The sequence below is a fragment of the Acinetobacter sp. UBA3132 genome, assembly GCF_002364825.1.
Taxonomy (GTDB): Bacteria; Pseudomonadota; Gammaproteobacteria; order Pseudomonadales; family Moraxellaceae; genus Acinetobacter; species Acinetobacter schindleri.
The window spans coordinates 1-20,203 of sequence record NZ_DEZM01000223.1; the positions used below are offsets into that span (position 1 = coordinate 1).

Genomic DNA, 20,203 nt, shown 5'->3' on the forward strand with positions numbered 1-20,203 from the left:
TCATAATCTCTTAATGATCTTACTTAAAACCTCGTCAGTTTTAAGCTCCAACCCAATCACTTAACCTTTCGTTTCATGCATTGCGTTGGTGTGCTGCGTATTCTATACAGTTTCACAATGAGCGCAAGTGCTTTTCATAAAAATATATGAAAATATAATTTGGTCGTTCATTTTTTACTCTGAATGCGTATTTTTAGCAGCTTTAGGTGCGTAAATCCATCATTCTGGCCTGAAATATATTTTCAAAGTGTAACGTTTAGCTATCAAACTGAAAAAGATCGGTATAAACCGATCTTTTTCATGTTTTTTTTAATTCCCTTGCTCTGCTAGCCATAACATAAACTTCCGACGCTCTTCTTTAGATGCTTGTTGCCAAAGCTGAATCAGCTTTTGGTCAGTAGAAGTTTTTATTACTGTTTCAGCTGAATTTAGATTCGCTACCACTGGTGATGCCACTGCCTGTGCATAAACAGGCGCTGGCTGATTTGCAGGAGCAACTGTTTTAGTTGTCAAGTCTAGTGCTTTACCTAATACACTTTTACCCAATAATGGTTTGGTTTCACTATTTGCGCCTGACTGTTGTACCAACAATTGATTTCTGGCGTCATATAAACCAATGATCGGTTGGTCTTTATATTTTTGTGCAGTATCAAAATCTTTAGGTGCATTAATCAAAGCCAAACGATAACTTTCGCCATCTTTTAATTCAGGTGTTTTAACTGTTACTACATCCGATTTTAAAATGTCATGGCTGTTATCATTATGCTGGAAGAATTCAATATAACGTACACTAATTCTATTTGAACCCGGATCTAGCTTATAAGTCTGTTTTTTACGGATTAATCCACTATTCACTTCTCGCTCATTCACCCCGACAATCTTGATTTCTTCTGGTGCCGTCAAGGTCACTGCTGAAAAAACAGAAGTACTTCCCATTAAAGTCGCAACTGCGATCATAATACGTAAATTCATTCGCTTCTTTTTCCTGATTATTTAAGTCTGCTTGCACTATGCCAAGTATACGTGACAATTTTATGATAAATCACTTAGACAAATAGCCAAGACTTTAAGCATATATCCATATATCCATCTGATTCATTCAGCTAAGCACTTGGTCTTGAATGAATACAAAATAAAAAAGGAGCACCGAAGCACTCCTTTTTTATTATTTAACTCAATTAATTAAAAGTTTTAAAACGCTCTGCATCATCCATAAAGGTTTTTTCACCTGCTGGTGCTTCGATCGAACCAAACACAAGTTGGGCACGTAGCTTCCAGTTTGAAGGCACATCAAAAGCAATCGCAACTTCATCATCAATGATCGGATTATAGTGCTGCAAAGAGGCACCAATATTTTTCTCCGCCAGCGCTGTCCAAGTGGCAAATTGGGCAATTGCTGAAGAATGCTCTGACCATACCGGGAAATTATCTGCATATAATGGGAATTGTGCTTGCAGCCCTTTCACTATTTCCTGATCTTCATAAAATAAGGCTGTACCATAACCCGCTGCAAAACTGTTAATTTTATTATTTGTTCCTTCAAAGGCATCAGCTGGAACAATTTTCTTTAAAGTATCACGAACAATATTCCAGAAATTTTGATGCGATTCACCAAACAGGATCACCACACGAGAAGTTTGCGAGTTAAAAGAAGATGGGCTATGACGTACCGCTTCCTTAATTGTATTTTCAACTTCTGTCTGATCTAGGCTTACATTATTACCAATTGCATAAATGCTGCGACGTTGTTTGATCTGATCTAAAAATGCCATGAAGAACCTCTTGTATATCTTGTCTTGTTCAAAGTTGATAAAGAAAGATTAATCTTTTTATCACCCAAAAACAGGCATATATAAAAAACGTAGTGTTTTATTTATAGAACAATAAGAGGATTTTTAATGTTTAATATTTGTATTGAACCCACTGGCAAACATTTCCAGCGGGTTCTTGGTCTTTATGATTTTAGGTAAATATGCGGAAGCGATCCTGAAAGTTAGGATCTGGACGGGCTTCTGCAGGCTGCTCAATAGAACCAAAACAAAGCTGGGCACGTAGCAGCCAGTTTTCATCTATTTTAAAATGTGCTGCAACTGCCTGATCCACCATTGGATTGTAGTGCTGTAAGGATGCTCCTAATCCTGAATCTGCAAGTGCTGTCCAGACAGCAAACTGCGCCATACCCGAAGTTTGCTCAGACCAGACCGGGAAATCTTCAGCGCTCATTGGCATTTTCTTTTGCAACTGCTGAATAATTGTCTGATCTTCATAAAATAGAACTGTTCCAAAGGCAGCAGCACATTGATCAAGCTTGATTTCAATTCCTTCGAATACCTGAACAGGCATTTCCTGACGTTTGACCTCTTTCACGATTTCCCAGAATTTATAATGTGAATCACCAAACAAAATCACGATTCGTGCACTTTGTGAATTGAATGCTGAAGGACAACTACATACCGCAGCTTGGATCAGTTCAGCAATATACGCCTGGCTATAATGAACTCGTCTTCCCAAAGCATAAATACTACGGCGCTTTTTCAGCTGATCAATAAAAGTCAGCTCATCTCCCTGTACAGTTTTGCTTTTTTTTGAAAATTTAAAATCTTTCGTCAGGTCTGCCGTGAGTACATGCCCAATCTTATTTAATAACGCCATTTACACTTTCCCCCAATCAACACATGCCTACCAATAGGTGGACTTGTTTATTGTAAAGGTTTTGACTAATAAGGCTTATGACATAAGCTTTCAAGCCTGTTGCTTTTTACAGCAAATAATCAATCTAAAAACAAAAAACTCCGCGCTAAGCGGAGTTTGTGTGACTTATTACACGATTATTTATTTTCAGTTTCAAACAATGCAGCAACAAATGATTTGGCAGAGAATGGACGAAGATCGTCAATTTTCTCACCTACACCAATAAAGCGGATTGGAACATGGGTACGACTGGCAATGTTAAATAGCACCCCACCTTTAGCAGTACCATCTAATTTAGTAATGGTAATACCAGTCAGACCAACCGCTTCATCAAACATCTCTACCTGATTAATGGCATTCTGACCCGTACCAGCATCTACAACCAGCATCACTTCATGCGGTGCAGTTGCATCAATCTTCTGCATTACACGTTTCACTTTGGTCAACTCTTGCATCAGATGGCTCTTGTTATGCAAACGGCCTGCTGTATCAGCGATCAGGACATCTACACCTTTGGCACGTGCACTTTCAAAAGCATCAAAAATGACAGAAGCAGAATCGGCACCATGACCCTGAGCAACTACGGCGATATTATTACGCTCACCCCAGATTTGCAGTTGTTCAGTTGCCGCAGCACGGAAGGTATCCCCCGCTGCCAGCATGACTTTTTTGCCTTCGCCTTGTAAACGTTTTGCCAGCTTACCAATGGTTGTGGTTTTACCTACACCGTTTACACCGACAACCAAAATTACATAAGGGCTTTTGTTCGGGTCAATATGTAACGGTTTTACACGCGGTGCCAATAAAGCCACCAGTTCTTCCTGAAGCGCTTTATATAATGAATGAGAGTAAATCAGGTCTCCACGTGCTGTACGTTCTGTCAGATTGGCAATAATGGTCTTGGTTGCATCTACACCAATATCTGCAACCAATAATTGCTCTTCTACTTCTTCTAGTAATTCGTCATCAATTTCTTTGCCACCGATGAGGATATTGACCATACCATCTGCAAAGTTTTTGCGGGTCTTGGTTAAACCTTCCTTCATACGGCTAAAGAAACCGCCTTTAGGAGCAGATTCTTCACTCGGTATTTCTGTTGCGGCAGGCGCTGAAACAACGGCTTGTTCGCGTGGCGTTTCTATAATTGGCACATTGACCGCAGGTAAACTCGGTAATGTGACATCGTCATCTCCGATATCAGCATCAATCAAAAATTTGTTTTGCTCATTAGATTGCTGTTGCATGCCGAATCCTTGAAAAGCATTGCGTTAAAAAATGGGATTCTACCATAAGTTATAAGGTTTTAGCTTTAGATTAAAATTCCATTTCTACTACACCAAAAAGCAACAGCACCGGTTTGCTTTCGATTGCACAATTCTTAAAATGGCTTATAAATACATCTGCTTATTTTGGAATATCCAGTGTTCAAATCACTTATTTTTATACACGCTCGTCCAATCCAGTTTAAGCGATACATGTATTCGCTTGGTACAATACTGATATGCTTAAGCAGTAGTCAGCTTCAGGCACAAACTATAGAAAAATCCAAATCTGAACTGACGCGTAGTACCTTTGAAACTACCCTGAAAAATGGTCTAAAAGTCATTATCCGGGAAGACCACCGTGCACCGATGGTCATGACCCAGATCTGGTATAAAGTCGGCAGTGCGGATGAATCCGGCAACACTCTGGGTATATCACATGTGCTGGAACATATGATGTTCAAGGGCACCAGCAAAGTTCCAAATGATGAATTTACACGGCTTAGCCGGATTTATGGGGGCAGTATTAATGCTGCAACCTTTACCAATTACACCAATTATTATCAGCTTTATCCCAAGGCCTACTTCCCGATGGCGCTCGAACTCGAAGCTGACCGTATGAGTAATCTGCTGCTACGCCAACAGGATTTTGAGCCAGAAATCAAAGTGGTTATGGAAGAGCGCCGCCAGCGCACCGAGGACAATCCTCGTTCACGTGCCTTTGAACGTTTTAAATGGATCAGTTATCCCACCAGCCATTATCGCCAACCGGTGATTGGTCATATGAAAACCCTGAACAATATCCAGCTGAACGATGTAAAGCAGTGGTACAAGACCTGGTATACGCCGAACAATGCGATTCTGGTAATTGTTGGTGATGTAGAGTCTGAACAAGCGCTGTTACAAGTACAGAAATACTTTGCTGACACACCTTCACGTGTCACACCCCAACGCAATGATGTACATGAGTTTGAACACTTGGGCTATCGTCACATGGAAATCAATACCGATGTGCAAGTGCCCAACCTGTACATGACCTGGAATGTCAAATCACTGGCTTCCGCAATCAATCCGCAGGATGCTTATGCCCTGACAATTATCCGGAGTTTGCTGGACAGTGGTATTTCCTCAAGGCTGCAAGATCGCTTGGTACGAGACCGCAAACTACTGACTTCTGTCAGTGTGTCGTATGATCCGTATAACCGTGGTGACAGCCTGTTTAGTATTTCTGCATTACCTGCAAATGGCGTCAGTTTTGAAGATGCGCAAAAAGCCATTCAGGCAGAAGTTGATGCATTAAAAACCGAAGATATTCCCAAGCATGAACTTGAACGCATCACTACCCGCTTTGTTTCCAACCTTATTTATAACCAGGATAATATTGCTGGTCAGGCTAAAATGATCGGCAATCTGGAAGTGAACGGCTTAAGTTACCGACTGATGGATGAACTTCCTAAATACTATGAAAATGTCAGTATGAGTGATATTCAGCGTGTCGCAAATACCTATTTTATTCGTAAAAATCTCAGCACTTTATACCTCGCACCGGAAACAAAAGCACAATGATGATCAAGTTCAAGTCTGCATGTTCGAATAGTTTATTAATTGCTGCGTTGAACTGTGCTTCTATGGTCTGGGCTGAAAGTGTTCAAAATACAGAAGTTATACCGGAAGATAATCTCACTCAGTTGCAATCTATTCCCTTGCTACAAAGCTTAAAGAATCTGAAGAATGAAAGACAGTTTCATGCACCTTATGTACATGAGCTGAATAATCGCTACAAAATACGTACGCTGTTTGTCGAAACCAAAGATCTGCCGATGGTCGATATTCAACTAACATTTAATGCTGGTGCAGCACGGGATGAGGAAATTCAGAAGGGTTTGTTTGGTTTGTCCAGTATGGCAGCCAAACTGATCCGGGAAGGAACCGATACATATACTGCGCGGGAAATTGCGTCTGTTTTTGATCAAAGTGGCGCACAATTTAGTGCTCAGGCGTATCGGGATATGTTTGTCATCCGCCTACGTGTAATGTCTGATCCGAAAAAACTGGAACCCGCACTGGCAATGATGATGGAAGTACTTAAACATGCTTCCTTTAAAAATCAGAGCATCAGCTTGGCTGTTAGCAACACCAACGTTGGTCAAAAACAGCTACAGGAAAATCCAGGCCGCTTAATGGATATCCGCTTTTATAGAACCCTATATGGTCAGCATCCTTACGCACAGCCAATCACAGGCACCATTGGCGGCACTCAAAAAGTAAATCCTGAACATTTAAAGAAGTTCCGTGATCAGTTTCTGGTTGCGCAAAATATGAATATTGCGATTACCGGAAAACTTAGCCCCAAAGAGGCCTTAGACCTGTCAGAACGCATTGCAGGAAATTTCAAGCAAGGCACACGAGCAAAGTTATTGCCTGATCCACAGCTAAAAAATGATATTGAGGTAATCCATATTCCCTATAACTCAAGTCAGGCTCATGTAATGTTCGGGCATATCGGACCCAGTCGCTTTAACAAAGATAGGCTGGCTTTAGAAGTTGCGAATCGTATATTTGGTGGTAGTGGCTTTAATGCGGTATTGATGCAGGAGTTAAGAATCAAGCGTGGCTTTACTTATGCTGCTTACAGCACTTTTAGCTTTACTCAGGCACCGGGTGTATTCAGTTTCCGCTATGCGACCCGTCAAGACCAGCTATTAGACAGTATTCAGGTCGCGCATCAGGCATTGATCAACTTTGTAAATCAGCCGATAAATACTAAACGACTGGAAGAAACCAAATCTGGCATGTTAAGGGCATTTCCAAATAACTACAGTAGCAATGCCACCATTAACGCCCAGCTCGGAACGATGGGATTCTATGCAGAGCCACGCGATTATCTCGCCACCTATCCAGAACGATTAGCCAAAATCACTGCAAAAGATGTTGAAAATGCAGTACACAAACATCTGCATCCAGACCGTTTAACCGTAGTGGTGGTCAGTCAGACACTGGATAAAGATAAACTAAAAACAGCCTTAAAAGCGAATTTAACAAGTACGGCTACGGCTGAGGAATTAATACTCACACCTTAAATTTTAAGGCTGATCCGCTTTTACTGCAGGTAGCTGATGTGCACGGACTGATTCCTGCTGGTATGCCTGCATCAATTTAAGATATTGTCCACGATAAACCGCTGGCCGCTCAAGCAAGGCTATAGCCATATCTTGCGTTTGTGGTAACTGTTGCTGTATGGAAAGTTGCTGAATTTGTTCAGATTGAACCGTAGTGACAGGACGATAAAGTGCAATACTTGCCAGCACCATAATAAATAAAAAAATAAAAATAAAAACGCTGTTATAAATTTGCTCCAGCGTTAATTTGGACAGAAATATCCTGATTTTTTCTACGTCAATAGCCATACACTACCTCTAATTCAAAGTAGTGTATGGCTGCATTGCAATAAGTTCAAGTAATCAACCGGAAATTCGCCTGATTTGCAGACGGCTTACTTTAGTTGAGTATTGTCTATTCTATTTAAATAAAGCGATAAAAACGGTACTTCCCAGCATACCCGCAGTAATTGCCAGAATCAGGAAGATAGCAAACTTGCTCAGCCCAGACTCTGCACTGGCTGGGTGCAGGCGGTCGGGATCGGCAAGACGTACCAGTTCTGAATTATAAAGTTTGTAGAATTGTTCACGCTGATTCTCGTCTAGCTGACGGGTAAAATCATAGACTGCTTTACGCTGTGCCAGACTATACTCCCCTAGATGGATTTCTTTATGGAAAATAGCTGCATCTAATTTTTTCCGGTGCAGTTGCGCCAATGCCATTACTTGGCCAGCCGTCGGGGGAATATCAAAATCAATTCCATCTAATGTGTGCGACATGTTATTCTCCTTGTTGTTAGCTTAATAGTTACTTCTTATAGTAATAAAAAATATATTTGATGATAGTTTAATCATGTAAACTACATAACAAAAATAAAATTCGATGAAATAATTGACTTTTCACCCATTCTGTAATATTAGTTTAACATTACTCAGTTATATTTGTAGTTAGACTAAAAAGTCTATCCGTAATCATAATTAAAATTAAGGAGTTTTTATATGATTCAACAATTCTCTCCACATGAACTTGAACATCTGTATGCTGAAGCTGTGAATACAATCCAGTCACAAATGAATTTTTCAGATGCTGTCAAACAACTTGAAGATGCTGCACGTGCAGGCCATGGTAAAGCGGCGCTTTTTTTAGCTGAACTTTATTATCAAGGTTTCCGTGTCGAGCGGGACTCAATGAAAGCCCAATACTGGCAAAACATGGCCACCATGCAAGCCTAAAAAAACGTCACCCCGGTGGCGTTTTTTTTATAGTTACAATATTACTTATACATGATGAAGCATTAACATAACGATTTCTTGCAAAGCTGAAACAGTAATTTCATATAGTTTTCTTACAATGACAGCGTTGTTCTACGATAGCTTGATCATAATGAAAATGCCAAATATTAAAGATATCCAACCACTGCCTAAGGACCTTGCGGTCAAAATCACCATCCTGAAATCGATGATGTACTGCGGGGTACTTTGGGGACTGTTTCATGAAGGCTGGGGCATGATGCGCGATCAGGATGAAACCCTGTTCCCGTTCTGGCTTAATTCATCTCATGCGGCAAATTATGCCAAAAAGAACTGGCCAAATTATACTCCGCGCAAAATAACGCCTGAGGATTTTGAGCGGGCACTGTTACCCACCTTACATCGTCTGAATGTCACTCCTGTTCTGGTACGTGGCAGTGGCAAACAGATTAAGCTGACAATTGGACAGGTGCGTCATTTCTTTTTTTCAGGACAAGGGCTGCACTTCGCTGCATAACATGTTATTTATAGAGTCAGTACAGCAATTACCTGAAGATAAACAGCTTAAACTTCAGGATAAATAATAACAGCTAAGGACTTAATAATGACGAATGTAGCGCAAGTACTCAAAGACAAGCCCTCTCAGGAAATCTATACCATTCATCCAGAAGCAACGGTTCTTGAAGCCATTACTTTAATGGCAGATAAAGACATCGGTGCGATTGTAGTGGTCGAAGAAGATAAAGTGGTCGGTATTCTTTCCGAGCGTGATTACACTCGAAAGATTGTGCTGATGGAACGTACTTCCTTTGATACGACTGTCAGCCAGATCATGACTTCTAATGTAATCACGGTAGATTGCCACACTTCTGTGCCGGACTGTCTCAGCTTAATGACCAATAAACATTTGCGTCATTTACCAGTAGTAGAAGCAGGAAAACTGGTGGGATTGGCTTCAATTGGTGACTTGGTTAAAGCGGCCATGAATGATCAGCAAATTTTGATTGATCAACTACAACAATATATTTCGGGTTAAATATTAATTCAAAAAGCCATTTTGTAATGACATTAGATTGACAAAGAAATGATAGAAATAAAAAACTGCTCAATTTGAGCGGTTTTTTATTTACAGCTATAGTTAGATTAGTTGAGACCTAACTTTTCAGCCACATAGTCAGAATCTTTATCACCACGACCTGATAAATTCACAACAATTTTCATATCTTCTGGCAATTTACCTGCTTCACGAATCGCCCAAGCCACCGCATGTGAACTTTCCAACGCAGGCACAATACCTTCTACACGTGATAAAGTCATAAAGGCATCCAGACATTCCTGATCTGTTGCCGTCGTATATTCCACACGACCCAAATCTTTAAGCAGACTATGCTGCGGACCGACACCCGGATAATCCAGACCAGACGCAATTGAATGCACTGGTAAAGGCTCACCCTGCTCATCTTCTAATACATAACATGCCATACCATGAATCTGGCTGGGCTTACCTAAAGTCAGCGTTGCAGAGTGTTTGTCAGTATCCAGACCATGACCTGCCGGCTCCACACCCACCAGTTTTACTTCTGGTTCATTTAAAAACGCGGTGAATGCGCCCACCGCATTGGAACCGCCCCCTACACAAGCTACGATAAAATCCGGGTTTGCACCAAAACGATCATTACTTTGCACCTTGATTTCATCCCCAATGATCGACTGGAAATCACGCACCATCATTGGAAATGGATGCGGCCCTACTACCGAGCCGATTGCATAGATGTAGTTTTTCGGGTCTTTTAAATATTCTTCAAAGGCACTATCTACCGCATCTTTCAAGGTAGCTGTACCACGAGTGACTGAAATCAGTTTGGCACCGAGAATTTTCATTTTCACCACGTTCGGGTGTTCTTTTTCGATATCCACCTGCCCCATATGAATTTCACATGGAATACCAACCAATGCACACGCCGTTGCCAAAGCAACACCATGTTGTCCGGCACCTGTTTCAGCAATCACTTTGGCTTTACCCATGTATTTTGCTAACAGTGCTTCACCCAGACAGTGATTGATTTTGTGCGCACCTGTGTGGTTTAGATCTTCACGTTTTAAGTAGATCTGCGCCCCACCGAGTTGATCAGATAGACGTTTGGCATGAAATAATGGACTCGGACGACCAACATAGTTTGCAAACAGGTCTTTTAATTCATTCTGAAACTCAGCAGTTTGACGAATTTCCTGATAAGCAACATTAATATCATCCATTGCCTGTTTTAGATCTGGCGGAATAAACTGACCGCCGTAGTTCCCAAAAAAACCCTCTTCATTTGGCAATGCAATACCATTAATTTGATGATCCATAGCGATCCTTAACAATCTGGACTAAATTTATAAAAACTACTTTATATTAAAATGTTTTGTTTTAAAGGACTAATAACTATAAATAAAGTCATCAATAGATAAATGGAATCAGCGCGCCAGATATTTGGTCATATCTTCAATGCCTTTTAGGGTCATTGGATACATATGCTTTTCAAAGATCTGCTGAATCAATCCGATGGTCTGCGTATAGTGCCAGTAACGCTCTTCTTCCGGATTTAACCAGGCCGTTTTTTCAAAATGCTGACGCAGACGCTGTAACCAGACCTGTCCTGCTTCATCATTCATATATTCCACCGAGCCTCCCACTGAATGCAGCTCATATGGCGCCATACTGGCATCACCAACCACGATTACCCGATAATCGCGACCATAAGTATTCAGCAGATCCCAGGTATTCATACGGGTACTGGAACGACGAAAATTATCTTTCCAGACATAGTCATACAGACAGTTATGGAAATAAAAATATTCCAAAGTCTTGAACTCGGTTTTGGCAGCACTAAACAGTTTCTCACACTGGGCAATGTGTGCATCCATGGAGCCGCCAACATCAAATAGCATAAGCACTTTGATGCGATTACGGCGTTCCGGCACCAATTGCACATCCAGAATGCCCTGCTTGGCTGTTTCACGAATGGTACTGTCAATATCCAGTTCTTCAGCAGCACCCTGACGGGCAAACTTACGCAGGCGACGCAGTGCCAACTGCATCTGACGGCTACCCAAAATTTGGTCATCATCCAGATTACGGTATTGACGCTGTTCCCAGACTTTGACTGCCGAACGCTTACGCCCCGGCCCGCCAATACGCACACCTTCAGGATGATCGCCATAGGCACCAAAAGGTGAAGTGCCGCCAGTACCAATCATTTTGTTGCCGCCCTGATGTTTTTTATGCTGTTCACGCAAGCGCTCTTCCAGCATTTTCATCAATTCTTCTAGTGAACCGGCTTTTTTCAGCTCTTCACGCTGTTCTGGTGTCAGATGCTTTTCCAATAGTTCCAGATCAAACCAGTCTTTGGGCAGCTTATGCACCTGATTCAGCAATTCATCCAGATCGAAAGTGGCGATCCCATCAAAATAGTCTTTCATGGCACGATCGAACTTATCGAAATAGCGCTCGTCTTTGACCATGACGGTTTTGGCCAGCTGATAGAACTCGTCCTGATCGGCAAAAACAATACCTTCAGCAACTGCCTGATTCAGGTCAATCAGCTCACGGGTAGATACCGGTACACCGTATTTGCGCAAGGTATAAAACAGTCGCACGAACATGCGTGTTTCTCCCTTAACGGCGTGACATGAATGCTAGGCGTTCAAGCAACTGGACATCCTGCTCGTTTTTGATCAGTGCACCATACAGCGGTGGAATGGCTTTAGATTTATCGGCATTACGCAATACATCTTCTGGCATATCATCTGCCATTAACAGGCTTAACCAGTCAATTAATTCGGAAGTTGAGGGTGGTTTTTTCAGACCCGGAACCTGACGTAATTTAAAGAATACTTGCAATGCCTCATTTACCAAGGTTGCTGAAATATTCTCGAAATGCACATCAATGATGTCACGCATGGTTGCTTCATCAGGAAATTCGATGTAATGGAAGAAACAACGGCGCAGGAAAGCATCCGGCAATTCCTTTTCATTATTTGAGGTGATGATGACAATTGGACGCTGTTTTGCAGTAATAGTTTCGCCTGTTTCATACACAAAGAACGACATCTTATCGAGTTCATGTAACAGGTCATTTGGGAATTCAATATCTGCCTTGTCGATTTCATCAATCAGCAATACACAGCGCTCTTCACTGCTAAATGCTTCCCACAGTTTTCCTGGCTTGATGTAGTTTTTGATGTCATAGACACGGTCATCACCCAATTGACTGTCACGCAGACGCGATACTGCATCATATTCGTAAAGGCCTTGCTGGGCTTTGGTGGTGGACTTGATGTGCCAGGTGATGAGTTTCATTCCCAGGCTTTCAGCCACCTGTTCTGCCAGCAGGGTTTTACCTGTACCCGGTTCACCTTTGACCAGCAGCGGTTTTTGTAAACTGCGTGCGGCTTTGACAGCCAATTTTAAACTATCAGTTGCAATATACTGACTTGTACCAGAAAACTGTTGATGATCCACAGACATGATTTAACCTTATTTTTTTATTTACAGTGGTGAAGTTTTTTTGTTTACAGCAATCTTTGCTTTATTTGTTACATAGCTTGACCAGCAATAGCCGATCAGTGAAGCAATACCAATCACAAACAGAATGAGTGAGGCATTGATCCAGACCAGTTCTTGTTCCTTGGTCAATACACCAAATATCAGTCCGAAAATCGCCGGGGCCAATGAGGCATTCGGACCTTCGGATACTGTCGGCGTTAGCAGGATGGCAAACACTAAAATCCAGAGAAAGCCACCTGCCGGTTTTGGCAGGCGCTTAGTCACGCCATACCAGCACAACAGTGCAATTATACTGCCAATCAGGTATACCGCGATGGCAATCGATTCTTCAGGAATTGAATCTAATACAGTTACATAACCATTCATTTCACAACTCCTGAATAAATATTAAGCACCACGAAGACCTTCTGGTTCTACAGCATTCGGGTTAATCAAACCTTCAGGCGGCATTTGCAGGAAGAAACCACGGGTTTCAATCGAGTCGATCACGTGCAGCACATTAGCACGTGCCAGCTTGCGGGTTTCACTCAGTTCAAGATGCATGACAAAAGTCGCACGACCAAATGCTACGCGGACAGCTTCGCCCAGTACGTGAAGTGGATCGAAAGTTTCAGCTTCATTTTCTTCAGCTGGACGAGCCACATAAAGGTACATTTCATCCTTTTTGCTCGATTTGTAGATAGACACTTGCATGATTTTGATTTAGACAACAATTTAGAAAAATCAGTAGCAAGGATACCTTAAAACGTCACCTGAGGCATTAGCCATAATTAACGCATCAGTCGTGATTTTGTATAATTGCTCTTTCTTTAATCAGTTTTGTAATTAAGTTTCTATCCAGGCTTTAGTCGACAACTTTCATCTGTCTAGAAAGATAGGATTCATCCTGACGTAGCAGCTCAACCAGTGGCTTGGTCAGATGATCATAACGCCAGCCAAGTAAAAATTCCGGCAAATCCTGTTCATCATTGTGGAAAACAACATGCTGGTACAACGCATTCATCCATTTTTTGCGCATCAGGACTTCTTTCGGGATAGAAGTTTCATCTACAACATTTTGAATGATGGCATCAACTTTTGTACCGACTTCACTTGAAGAATGACGGATTGGACGTGCCAGACGTAATGGCCACTCGGATTGATCTGGCAAGAATTTCAGCAGGTCCAGAATCATCTTGCCATGATCACGAATAATATTGGCACGCAGATCTTTCACAGTGCTGAGCTGGAACATATTCTTAGGGTTCTTCTCCACCAGATTAATCATAGCCGAGTTTTTCATGATGAAACTGCGCGGAATATTCAGCGCCTTGGCAATCTGCTCACGCCATACTGCAAGCTGCTGTAGCTGCATCAGCTGACGGCGTGAATGACGATAGTTGCCAACATCCTGATATAACAAGGCCGTTGGTGTTTCCTCGCCAATTTCCCGGGTCATGAAGCGACAATCTTCCAGTGCCAAGTCTAACAGGTGCTTTTGTTTCAACTCCTGCTTGATCTGATCACCTAAGTGCACCAGATAATGCACATCATTGGCTGCATACAACAATTGTTCATGACTTAAAGGACGTGCCAACCAGTTTGAACGGGTTTGATCTTTTTCAATTTCCACATCCAGCATCTGCTTCAAGGCATTCTGATAGCTGACCTGTAAACCATGCCCCAGAAACGCCATCCCTACTTGGGTATCAAAAACATTACTCAGAGATTTTTGCTGGGTATAGTGATAGATCAGATCAATGTCTTCTCCACAGGCATGGAAAATGTTCTGTTGTGCTGCAAAGAGACGCTTGAAGAACTCGGTCAGATCCAGGGTCGTACCGTCGAGCAGATAGACATTGCCACAGACATTAATCTGGAACACACCAAGTTTCGGCCATAAAGTATCGACCTTGATGAACTCTGTATCCAAAGCATAAACCGAGCTTTGATCCATTTGTGCGAGTACTTGATCGAGTCCAGCTTGATCTTGAATAAATTGAAACATAAATGACTGAATCAGCGTGATGTGGATGTCCGAATATAGTTATCTTAACTGATATTTATAATATTTATGATAAAAAAATAAACATTTAGCTATAAAATTTCGAAATAACAATATCGATAAATTAAATGAATATTCTCGTATTTTTTCTAACTTGTTCTTCTTTTTAGTAAAACGCATGCAGAGAAACAGGTTTATTTCATCCGCATGCGGTTATGTACAGCTTGGCTTAAGGTATGACTGTCTACATATTCCAGTTCACCACCTTGTGGTACACCCTGGGCAATCCGGGTAATCTGAATCGGTAAATGCTTGCTGGCTTCCATGAGGTAGTGCGCAGTCGCCTGTCCTTCTACAGTTGCATTCGTAGCCAGAATCACTTCACGAATCTGACCTCTATTTAAACGCTCCAGTAGATATGGAATCCCAATTTCTTCAGGCCCAATTCCATCTAGTGGTGACAAATGTCCACCCAATACATGGTATTTACCACGAAAACTGCCACTCTGCTCAATAGCCATCACATCCGCTGGTGATTCCACCACACAAAGCAGCTCATCATCACGTTCAGTTGAGGTGCAAATATTACAGACTTCATCTTCAGTGAGTGAATGACAGATTGAACATTCATGAATATGGTTGGTTGCTTCAGTCAATGCATGTGCCAGACCAATCGCACCTTCACGGTTTTTCATGATCAGATGCAATGCCATACGCTGGGCCGATTTCGGCCCAACGCTTGGCAAGATGCGTAATGCTTGAACCAGTTGATCAAAACGATCACTAAACATTGCGCAAATTTCCTTAGAACAGGCCAGCCAGACCTGGAGGTAAGCCCATGCCCTGGTTTGCAGACTTCATACGTTCTTCTGAAATTGCTTCAGCTTGGCGTGCCGCATCATTCATTGCAGCCGCGATCAGATCTTCAATCATATCCGGATCATCCTGTAGAAGTTCTGGATCGATCTGAATGCGTTTTACCACATTACGTGCAGTCATCGTTACTTTTACCAGACCACCGCCTGCTTCAGCATGAACCTCTACCAGCGCAAGCTCTTCTTTGGCTTTTTTCAGGTTGGTTTCTACTTCCTTTTGCATGCGCTGAGCTTGCTGCATCAACATATTAATGTTCATAAAAATCTCCGAACATAAATTTATAAAAATTAGATTAAATCTAAACCGCGTGTAATGTCACGGATAATATCATCAATATCTTCCAAACCAACAGAAACACGAATTAAACCTTCACGAATACCTGCGGCTTCTTTTGCTTCAGGTGAAAGTTTGCCATGCGTTGTCGTTGCCGGGTGAGTAATCGTTGATTTCGCATCACCCAGGTTACCCGTGATGGAAATAAACTGAGTATTGTCGATGACTTTCCAGGCACCTTCACGACCACCTTTCACTTCAAATGATACGATACCACCGAAGCCGGTTTGCTGCTTTGCCGCCAGTTCATGACCTACATGCTCAGGCAGACCTGCGTAGTACACTTTTTCTACTTTTGGATGTGCATTTAAGTATTCAGCGAGTTTCTGTGCACTTGCGGAGTGTTCACGCATACGCAGACGTAAGGTTTCCAGACCTTTTAGGAACACCCAGGCATTGAACGGACTCATAGATGGACCTGTGGTACGCACATAACCGAAGATTTCTTCAAGCAATTTGTGATTACCGACAACTGCACCACCCAATGCACGACCCTGACCATCCAGGTACTTCGTAGCTGAATATACAACGAGGTCAGCACCAAATTTGATTGGTTGTTGTAATACAGGTGTACAGAAGCTGTTATCAATTGCCAGTAATGCATCATGAGCATGTGCAAGATCTGAAAGCGCCTGAATATCAGCCACTTCAGCCAGTGGGTTAGATGGAGATTCTACAAAGAACATTTTCGTTTCGGGCTTGATTGCATTTTTCCAGGCATCGACATCAGTCAGGTCCACAAAATCGACTGCCACACCGAACTTGCCTACATACTTTTCAAACAGAGAAACCGTAGAACCAAATACTGCACGTGAACAGATCACATGGTCACCTGCTTTCAGGAAGGCCATTGCCACTGCCATAATCGCAGCCATACCCGAACTGGTCGCTACGGCGCGCTCAGCACCTTCAAGCGCAGCCAGACGTTTTTCAAACATTGCTACCGTAGGATTGGTAAAGCGTGAGTAAATATTGCCAGGTTCCTGACCTGAGAATTTTGCTGCCGCTTCAGCCGCATTTTCATAGACGAAAGAAGATGTCAGGAAGATCGGTTCTCCGTGTTCACCCTCAAAGCTACGTGTATGACCTGTACGGATGGCTAAAGTATCTAATTGATAATCGTCTTGTTGGCTCATCGCTCTAATTCAGCCCTGGCGGACTGCCTGTTGTAAAAAATTGCCAACATTTTGAGCGCCTATGCTATTTCAGGTCAAGGCATAATAAGCAATTATTGCCTAGACTTCGATCACTCCCTACCGGACACGGACAATTTATCTTTATGATTCAGTTAAAACAAAATCTGCAACGTCAACAGAAAAAACTCAAGCACCTGCGTGCGCGGTTTTTCAACAGCTCCTCACTGGTACTGTCTCAAAAAACCCCGTTTGAGTACATCAAGGAAACTGAATTATATAAAGTCCGGCATTATCCAGCACCTGAAAGAAAGTTTAAGGAACCTTTGGTATTTGTTGCGCCGCTGGCGATTAACATGGGTATTTATGATCTGTATCCCTACCGTTCATTAGTAAAGCATTTCCAGCATAGCGGTTTTGAAGTATACCTGGTGGAATGGAACCGTTTCAGCTTCAAACACAAAGAGCTGAATTTTCTGTCCTTTATCGATCAATCCATTCCAGATGCCATAGAGCATATTTGTGAACATGCAGACAGTCCTTATATTTCCCTGCATGGCTGGAGTATGGCAGGTGTCTTTGTCACCCTATATACTGCGCTACACTCTCCAGAGCATGTGAAAAACCTGATGGTCATGGGCAGTCCAATTGACAGCTATGCCTCTGGCCGCATCGGTAAACTGTTTGAAACCACCAATAAACTGATTTCACAAAATCCAGCCCTGCGAAATACCGTACATAAGGGATTAATCCCCAAACACTATATTCATACTCCAGGTATTTTGAATGCCTTAGGCTTTAAACTGCTGGATCCTGTAGGCTGGTTCAAAAGTCAGAAACAGTTTTTGCTGAATCTAGAAAAACCCGACCATGTCTATGAACACGCCACCATGGGTCATTTCCTGAATAAAATGATCGATTACCCCGGTGGAATCAATCAGGATATGGTGCTGCACCTGTGGTTACAGAATCCTCTTAAAGATGGTTCGATTAATCTGCATGGCAATAAGATTGATTTAAAAAATATTTCCTGCTCACTCATGGTCGGTGCTGGCTTGACGGATCAGATTGTTACCCGAGAAGCTGCAGAACCACTCACCCAGCTGACCAGCAGCAAAGATATTACTTTTACCCTGATTCCAGGTGGACACCTTGGTTTAATGTCAAATCAAAAGACAGCCAACACTTTTTGGCCTAAACTAACCACCTGGCTTGAGCAGCGTTCTACTCGACTAGCGCAATAATTCGAGAGATGCCTTCAAGCTTATAATTTTTAATTAAAAGATTTTGAGGGTTATCATGATTCAATCAGTTGCATTTCTTGGCTTGGGTGCTATGGGCTATCGCATGGCTGCGCATTTACCAAAGCATTTTGACACGGTCTATGTCTGGAACCGTACTGCTGCCAAGGCAGAGCAGCATGCAACTGAATATGGGACACAGGCAGTAAGTCTGGAACAGGCCATCCAGGCAGATGTAATCTTCTCCTGCTTACCCACCAGTGCTGATGTTGAAGCTTTAGTCCAAGGTCTGGAATTAAAAGCAGGCAGTATCTGGGTCGACTGCACCAGTGGTGTACCTGATGCAGCTCGTCGTCTGGAAGAAGCTTTAGCAGATCAAGGCGTGATTTTTCTGGATGCGCCCGTCAGCGGTCAGACGATCGGTGCTGAAAATGGCACTTTAACTGTTATGATTGGTGGTAGTGCAGCAGGTTTTGAACAAGCCCTTCCCGCGATTCAGGCTTTCGGCAAGCTGATCAAGCATGTTGGTGAATCTGGCGCGGGCTTTGCAGTGAAAGCAGTCAATAATATGTTAATGGCTGTAAACCTGTGTGCAGTTGCAGAAGGCTTTATGACGCTGAAAGCGCATGGTGTAAGTTTGAATGAAGCACTGGAATGTATTAATGCATCAAGCGGTAAAAGTAACGTAACTGAGACCGTGATGCCGCAGCGTATTATGAACCGCAGTTTCCCGCTTACCTTTGCATTACCGTTACTTGCCAAAGATACAGGGATTGCGGTAGATCTGGTTCGTGATGCCAAGCTGTCTGCACCATTGCTATCGCTAACCCAGAACCTGATTCAGGCAGCTAACCTTCAGGCAGAAGAAAATAGTGACTTTTCTACTGCAATAAAAATGTATGAATCATGGAGTAAAATTACTATTGAGTAATATATCGCCATTGAATCGTGAGAACAAAACCCAATATTGTGTTTAGGTATAGACACATGACTCAACACCAGAGGAAACCCGCATGAAAAAATTGACTGTTGCGACAGTGATGAGTTTTGCAGCATTGCTAGGGGCTTCAACTTCAGTTTTAGCTTCTGAACAAGAATGCAAAAAACTGAAAAATGATCATGATGTGATTTATGCTTCCAAGGGCTTCTGTTTTAAAGATCCAGATGCCAAAGCAAAGTATGGCAATGACAATTGCTACACAACCAAGCCAAAATTTTCAGAAAAAGAGCAACAACGTCTTGACGCGATCAAAGATCGTCAGAAAGAATTGAACTGTAAATAATTTAATTCAATGACGCTCAAGGAATGCCCTCATGACTTACGATGATCAAAATATTTTTGCACAAATTCTGCGCGGTGAACTGCCTGCAATCAAGGTGTATGAAGACGACCAGGTTCTTGCATTTATGGACATCATGCCTCAGGCAGACGGTCATACTTTGGTCATCCCTAAATCGCCTGCGGTAACGCTACTTGATCTGGATCCTGAAGTGGCTGCATATACCATTCAGATCGTACAAAAGATTGCCAAAGCCATTGAAAAAGGCCTAGGTGTAGAGGGTATCGTGCTGATGCAATTATCAGGTGCCGCAGCGGGTCAGACCGTACCTCATGTACATTTCCATTTGGTTCCTACCTCTTTGCATAATCTGGGCAAACATGCATTGGTCATGGGTGATCAGGAGAAAATCAAGGCGCTAGCTGAAAAAATTAAAGCAGCTTTATAATGCTGGATTAAACCCAAATAGAAATGGAGCTTCGGCTCCATTTTTTTATCTCTG

At 42.3% G+C, this 20,203-nt stretch carries 24 protein-coding genes; 9 read left to right on the plus strand and 15 right to left on the minus strand.

The genetic code is table 11. The features are described 5' to 3' along the window. Positions 1-309: 309 nt before the first annotated feature. The 4 genes from B4033_RS12180 to ftsY form a co-directional block, all read right to left on the minus strand. The gene (locus tag B4033_RS12180) at positions 310-972 is read right to left on the minus strand and encodes a DUF2057 domain-containing protein (RefSeq protein WP_286834341.1); all 663 of its coding nucleotides are present in this window, start codon (positions 970-972) and stop codon (positions 310-312) included. 206 nt (positions 973-1,178) lie between these two features. After that, entirely contained in the window at positions 1,179-1,772 is a 594-nt protein-coding gene (locus tag B4033_RS12185) for a nitroreductase family protein (RefSeq protein WP_286834342.1), read from the minus strand. Positions 1,773-1,962: 190 nt separating this feature from the next. Then, on the minus strand, positions 1,963-2,652 hold the full coding sequence (locus B4033_RS12190) for a nitroreductase family protein (RefSeq protein ID WP_286834343.1): 690 nt from the start codon (positions 2,650-2,652) through the stop codon (positions 1,963-1,965). A 176-nt stretch (positions 2,653-2,828) separates the two neighbouring features. Continuing rightward, a complete protein-coding gene (ftsY, locus tag B4033_RS12195; protein ID WP_048881222.1) occupies positions 2,829-3,935 on the minus strand; it encodes a signal recognition particle-docking protein FtsY in 1,107 nt (368 codons plus the stop codon). A 231-nt stretch (positions 3,936-4,166) separates the two neighbouring features. On the opposite strand from ftsY, the gene B4033_RS12200 reads away from it, so the two are divergent. Both B4033_RS12200 and B4033_RS12205 read left to right on the plus strand, forming a co-directional pair. After that, on the plus strand, positions 4,167-5,519 hold the full coding sequence (locus B4033_RS12200) for a M16 family metallopeptidase (protein ID WP_286834347.1): 1,353 nt from the start codon (positions 4,167-4,169) through the stop codon (positions 5,517-5,519). Then, on the plus strand, positions 5,516-7,033 hold the full coding sequence (locus B4033_RS12205; protein ID WP_376745288.1) for a M16 family metallopeptidase: 1,518 nt from the start codon (positions 5,516-5,518) through the stop codon (positions 7,031-7,033). The genes B4033_RS12200 and B4033_RS12205 overlap by 4 nt, the downstream gene beginning before the upstream one ends. A 3-nt stretch (positions 7,034-7,036) precedes the next feature. On the opposite strand, the gene B4033_RS12210 is transcribed toward B4033_RS12205, so the two are convergent. Both B4033_RS12210 and B4033_RS12215 read right to left on the minus strand, forming a co-directional pair. After that, the gene (locus tag B4033_RS12210; protein ID WP_004815854.1) at positions 7,037-7,360 is read right to left on the minus strand and encodes a hypothetical protein; all 324 of its coding nucleotides are present in this window, start codon (positions 7,358-7,360) and stop codon (positions 7,037-7,039) included. A gap of 111 nt (positions 7,361-7,471) precedes the next feature. Then, a complete protein-coding gene (locus B4033_RS12215) occupies positions 7,472-7,831 on the minus strand; it encodes a hypothetical protein (RefSeq protein WP_071320006.1) in 360 nt (119 codons plus the stop codon). A 219-nt stretch (positions 7,832-8,050) separates the two neighbouring features. Between B4033_RS12215 and B4033_RS12220 the strand changes: the two genes are divergently transcribed. The 3 genes from B4033_RS12220 to B4033_RS12230 all read left to right on the plus strand — a co-directional run bounded on the left by B4033_RS12220 (position 8,051) and on the right by B4033_RS12230 (position 9,338). Further along, entirely contained in the window at positions 8,051-8,284 is a 234-nt protein-coding gene (locus tag B4033_RS12220) for a hypothetical protein (RefSeq protein WP_004815850.1), read from the plus strand. A 151-nt stretch (positions 8,285-8,435) separates the two neighbouring features. Beyond that, on the plus strand, positions 8,436-8,819 hold the full coding sequence (locus tag B4033_RS12225; RefSeq protein ID WP_008304198.1) for a DUF2750 domain-containing protein: 384 nt from the start codon (positions 8,436-8,438) through the stop codon (positions 8,817-8,819). A gap of 87 nt (positions 8,820-8,906) precedes the next feature. Next, positions 8,907-9,338 (plus strand): CBS domain-containing protein, encoded by a 432-nt coding sequence (locus tag B4033_RS12230; RefSeq protein WP_004815846.1) that lies wholly within the window; start codon positions 8,907-8,909, stop codon positions 9,336-9,338. A gap of 107 nt (positions 9,339-9,445) precedes the next feature. Here the strand turns inward: B4033_RS12230 and trpB are convergent, their stop codons facing one another. From trpB to B4033_RS12275, 9 genes are all read right to left on the minus strand, one after another. After that, positions 9,446-10,654: a tryptophan synthase subunit beta gene (gene trpB / locus B4033_RS12235; protein ID WP_286834355.1), complete on the minus strand. Its 1,209-nt coding sequence runs from the start codon at positions 10,652-10,654 to the stop codon at positions 9,446-9,448. A gap of 108 nt (positions 10,655-10,762) precedes the next feature. Next, complete coding sequence (locus B4033_RS12240; protein WP_008304194.1) at positions 10,763-11,950, minus strand: vWA domain-containing protein; 1,188 nt, start codon at positions 11,948-11,950, stop codon at positions 10,763-10,765. A gap of 13 nt (positions 11,951-11,963) precedes the next feature. Then, complete coding sequence (locus B4033_RS12245) at positions 11,964-12,815, minus strand: AAA family ATPase (RefSeq protein WP_004815840.1); 852 nt, start codon at positions 12,813-12,815, stop codon at positions 11,964-11,966. Between the two features lie 21 nt (positions 12,816-12,836). Continuing rightward, on the minus strand, positions 12,837-13,220 hold the full coding sequence (locus B4033_RS12250) for a hypothetical protein (RefSeq protein WP_004815838.1): 384 nt from the start codon (positions 13,218-13,220) through the stop codon (positions 12,837-12,839). A gap of 21 nt (positions 13,221-13,241) precedes the next feature. Next, a complete protein-coding gene (locus B4033_RS12255) occupies positions 13,242-13,547 on the minus strand; it encodes a YcgL domain-containing protein (RefSeq protein WP_026056700.1) in 306 nt (101 codons plus the stop codon). 151 nt (positions 13,548-13,698) lie between these two features. Then, positions 13,699-14,841 (minus strand): ribonuclease D, encoded by a 1,143-nt coding sequence (locus B4033_RS12260; RefSeq protein ID WP_048881227.1) that lies wholly within the window; start codon positions 14,839-14,841, stop codon positions 13,699-13,701. A gap of 191 nt (positions 14,842-15,032) precedes the next feature. Beyond that, positions 15,033-15,629: a recombination mediator RecR gene (gene recR / locus B4033_RS12265; RefSeq protein ID WP_004815833.1), complete on the minus strand. Its 597-nt coding sequence runs from the start codon at positions 15,627-15,629 to the stop codon at positions 15,033-15,035. A gap of 13 nt (positions 15,630-15,642) precedes the next feature. Continuing rightward, complete coding sequence (locus B4033_RS12270; protein ID WP_004815831.1) at positions 15,643-15,972, minus strand: YbaB/EbfC family nucleoid-associated protein; 330 nt, start codon at positions 15,970-15,972, stop codon at positions 15,643-15,645. Positions 15,973-16,001: 29 nt separating this feature from the next. Next, positions 16,002-17,183, minus strand: a complete 1,182-nt coding sequence (locus B4033_RS12275) for an O-succinylhomoserine sulfhydrylase (RefSeq protein ID WP_286834363.1) — start codon at positions 17,181-17,183, stop codon at positions 16,002-16,004. 143 nt (positions 17,184-17,326) lie between these two features. Here B4033_RS12275 and B4033_RS12280 point away from each other — a divergent pair, with 143 nt between their 5' ends. The 4 genes from B4033_RS12280 (at position 17,327) to B4033_RS12295 (ending at position 20,149) form a co-directional block, all read left to right on the plus strand. After that, positions 17,327-18,424: an alpha/beta fold hydrolase gene (locus B4033_RS12280; RefSeq protein ID WP_253170368.1), complete on the plus strand. Its 1,098-nt coding sequence runs from the start codon at positions 17,327-17,329 to the stop codon at positions 18,422-18,424. Positions 18,425-18,479: 55 nt separating this feature from the next. Next, complete coding sequence (locus tag B4033_RS12285; RefSeq protein WP_286834366.1) at positions 18,480-19,352, plus strand: NAD(P)-dependent oxidoreductase; 873 nt, start codon at positions 18,480-18,482, stop codon at positions 19,350-19,352. A 109-nt stretch (positions 19,353-19,461) separates the two neighbouring features. Then, complete coding sequence (locus tag B4033_RS12290) at positions 19,462-19,704, plus strand: YARHG domain-containing protein (RefSeq protein WP_372510725.1); 243 nt, start codon at positions 19,462-19,464, stop codon at positions 19,702-19,704. 31 nt (positions 19,705-19,735) lie between these two features. Next, complete coding sequence (locus B4033_RS12295; protein WP_286834369.1) at positions 19,736-20,149, plus strand: HIT family protein; 414 nt, start codon at positions 19,736-19,738, stop codon at positions 20,147-20,149. The last annotated feature ends 54 nt before the right edge of the window (positions 20,150-20,203 follow it).

Excerpts from the sequence above, each read along its gene's own strand:
- B4033_RS12280 (WP_253170368.1), top strand. The coding sequence starts at position 17,327 with ATGATTCAGTTAAAACAAAATCTGCAACGTCAACAGAAAAAACTCAAG.
- ftsY (WP_048881222.1), bottom strand. The coding sequence starts at position 3,935 with ATGCAACAGCAATCTAATGAGCAAAACAAATTTTTGATTGATGCTGAT.
- B4033_RS12225 (WP_008304198.1), top strand. The coding sequence starts at position 8,436 with ATGAAAATGCCAAATATTAAAGATATCCAACCACTGCCTAAGGACCTT.
- B4033_RS12200 (WP_286834347.1), top strand. The coding sequence starts at position 4,167 with ATGTATTCGCTTGGTACAATACTGATATGCTTAAGCAGTAGTCAGCTT.
- B4033_RS12290 (WP_372510725.1), top strand. The coding sequence starts at position 19,462 with ATGAGTTTTGCAGCATTGCTAGGGGCTTCAACTTCAGTTTTAGCTTCT.
- B4033_RS12270 (WP_004815831.1), bottom strand. The coding sequence starts at position 15,972 with ATGAACATTAATATGTTGATGCAGCAAGCTCAGCGCATGCAAAAGGAA.
- B4033_RS12220 (WP_004815850.1), top strand. The coding sequence starts at position 8,051 with ATGATTCAACAATTCTCTCCACATGAACTTGAACATCTGTATGCTGAA.
- B4033_RS12190 (WP_286834343.1), bottom strand. The coding sequence starts at position 2,652 with ATGGCGTTATTAAATAAGATTGGGCATGTACTCACGGCAGACCTGACG.
- B4033_RS12295 (WP_286834369.1), top strand. The coding sequence starts at position 19,736 with ATGACTTACGATGATCAAAATATTTTTGCACAAATTCTGCGCGGTGAA.
- B4033_RS12255 (WP_026056700.1), bottom strand. The coding sequence starts at position 13,547 with ATGCAAGTGTCTATCTACAAATCGAGCAAAAAGGATGAAATGTACCTT.
- B4033_RS12260 (WP_048881227.1), bottom strand. The coding sequence starts at position 14,841 with ATGTTTCAATTTATTCAAGATCAAGCTGGACTCGATCAAGTACTCGCA.
- B4033_RS12240 (WP_008304194.1), bottom strand. The coding sequence starts at position 11,950 with ATGTTCGTGCGACTGTTTTATACCTTGCGCAAATACGGTGTACCGGTA.
- B4033_RS12245 (WP_004815840.1), bottom strand. The coding sequence starts at position 12,815 with ATGTCTGTGGATCATCAACAGTTTTCTGGTACAAGTCAGTATATTGCA.
- B4033_RS12230 (WP_004815846.1), top strand. The coding sequence starts at position 8,907 with ATGACGAATGTAGCGCAAGTACTCAAAGACAAGCCCTCTCAGGAAATC.
- B4033_RS12210 (WP_004815854.1), bottom strand. The coding sequence starts at position 7,360 with ATGGCTATTGACGTAGAAAAAATCAGGATATTTCTGTCCAAATTAACG.
- B4033_RS12285 (WP_286834366.1), top strand. The coding sequence starts at position 18,480 with ATGATTCAATCAGTTGCATTTCTTGGCTTGGGTGCTATGGGCTATCGC.
- B4033_RS12185 (WP_286834342.1), bottom strand. The coding sequence starts at position 1,772 with ATGGCATTTTTAGATCAGATCAAACAACGTCGCAGCATTTATGCAATT.
- B4033_RS12180 (WP_286834341.1), bottom strand. The coding sequence starts at position 972 with ATGAATTTACGTATTATGATCGCAGTTGCGACTTTAATGGGAAGTACT.
- B4033_RS12275 (WP_286834363.1), bottom strand. The coding sequence starts at position 17,183 with ATGAGCCAACAAGACGATTATCAATTAGATACTTTAGCCATCCGTACA.
- B4033_RS12250 (WP_004815838.1), bottom strand. The coding sequence starts at position 13,220 with ATGAATGGTTATGTAACTGTATTAGATTCAATTCCTGAAGAATCGATT.
- trpB (WP_286834355.1), bottom strand. The coding sequence starts at position 10,654 with ATGGATCATCAAATTAATGGTATTGCATTGCCAAATGAAGAGGGTTTT.
- recR (WP_004815833.1), bottom strand. The coding sequence starts at position 15,629 with ATGTTTAGTGATCGTTTTGATCAACTGGTTCAAGCATTACGCATCTTG.
- B4033_RS12205 (WP_376745288.1), top strand. The coding sequence starts at position 5,516 with ATGATGATCAAGTTCAAGTCTGCATGTTCGAATAGTTTATTAATTGCT.
- B4033_RS12215 (WP_071320006.1), bottom strand. The coding sequence starts at position 7,831 with ATGTCGCACACATTAGATGGAATTGATTTTGATATTCCCCCGACGGCT.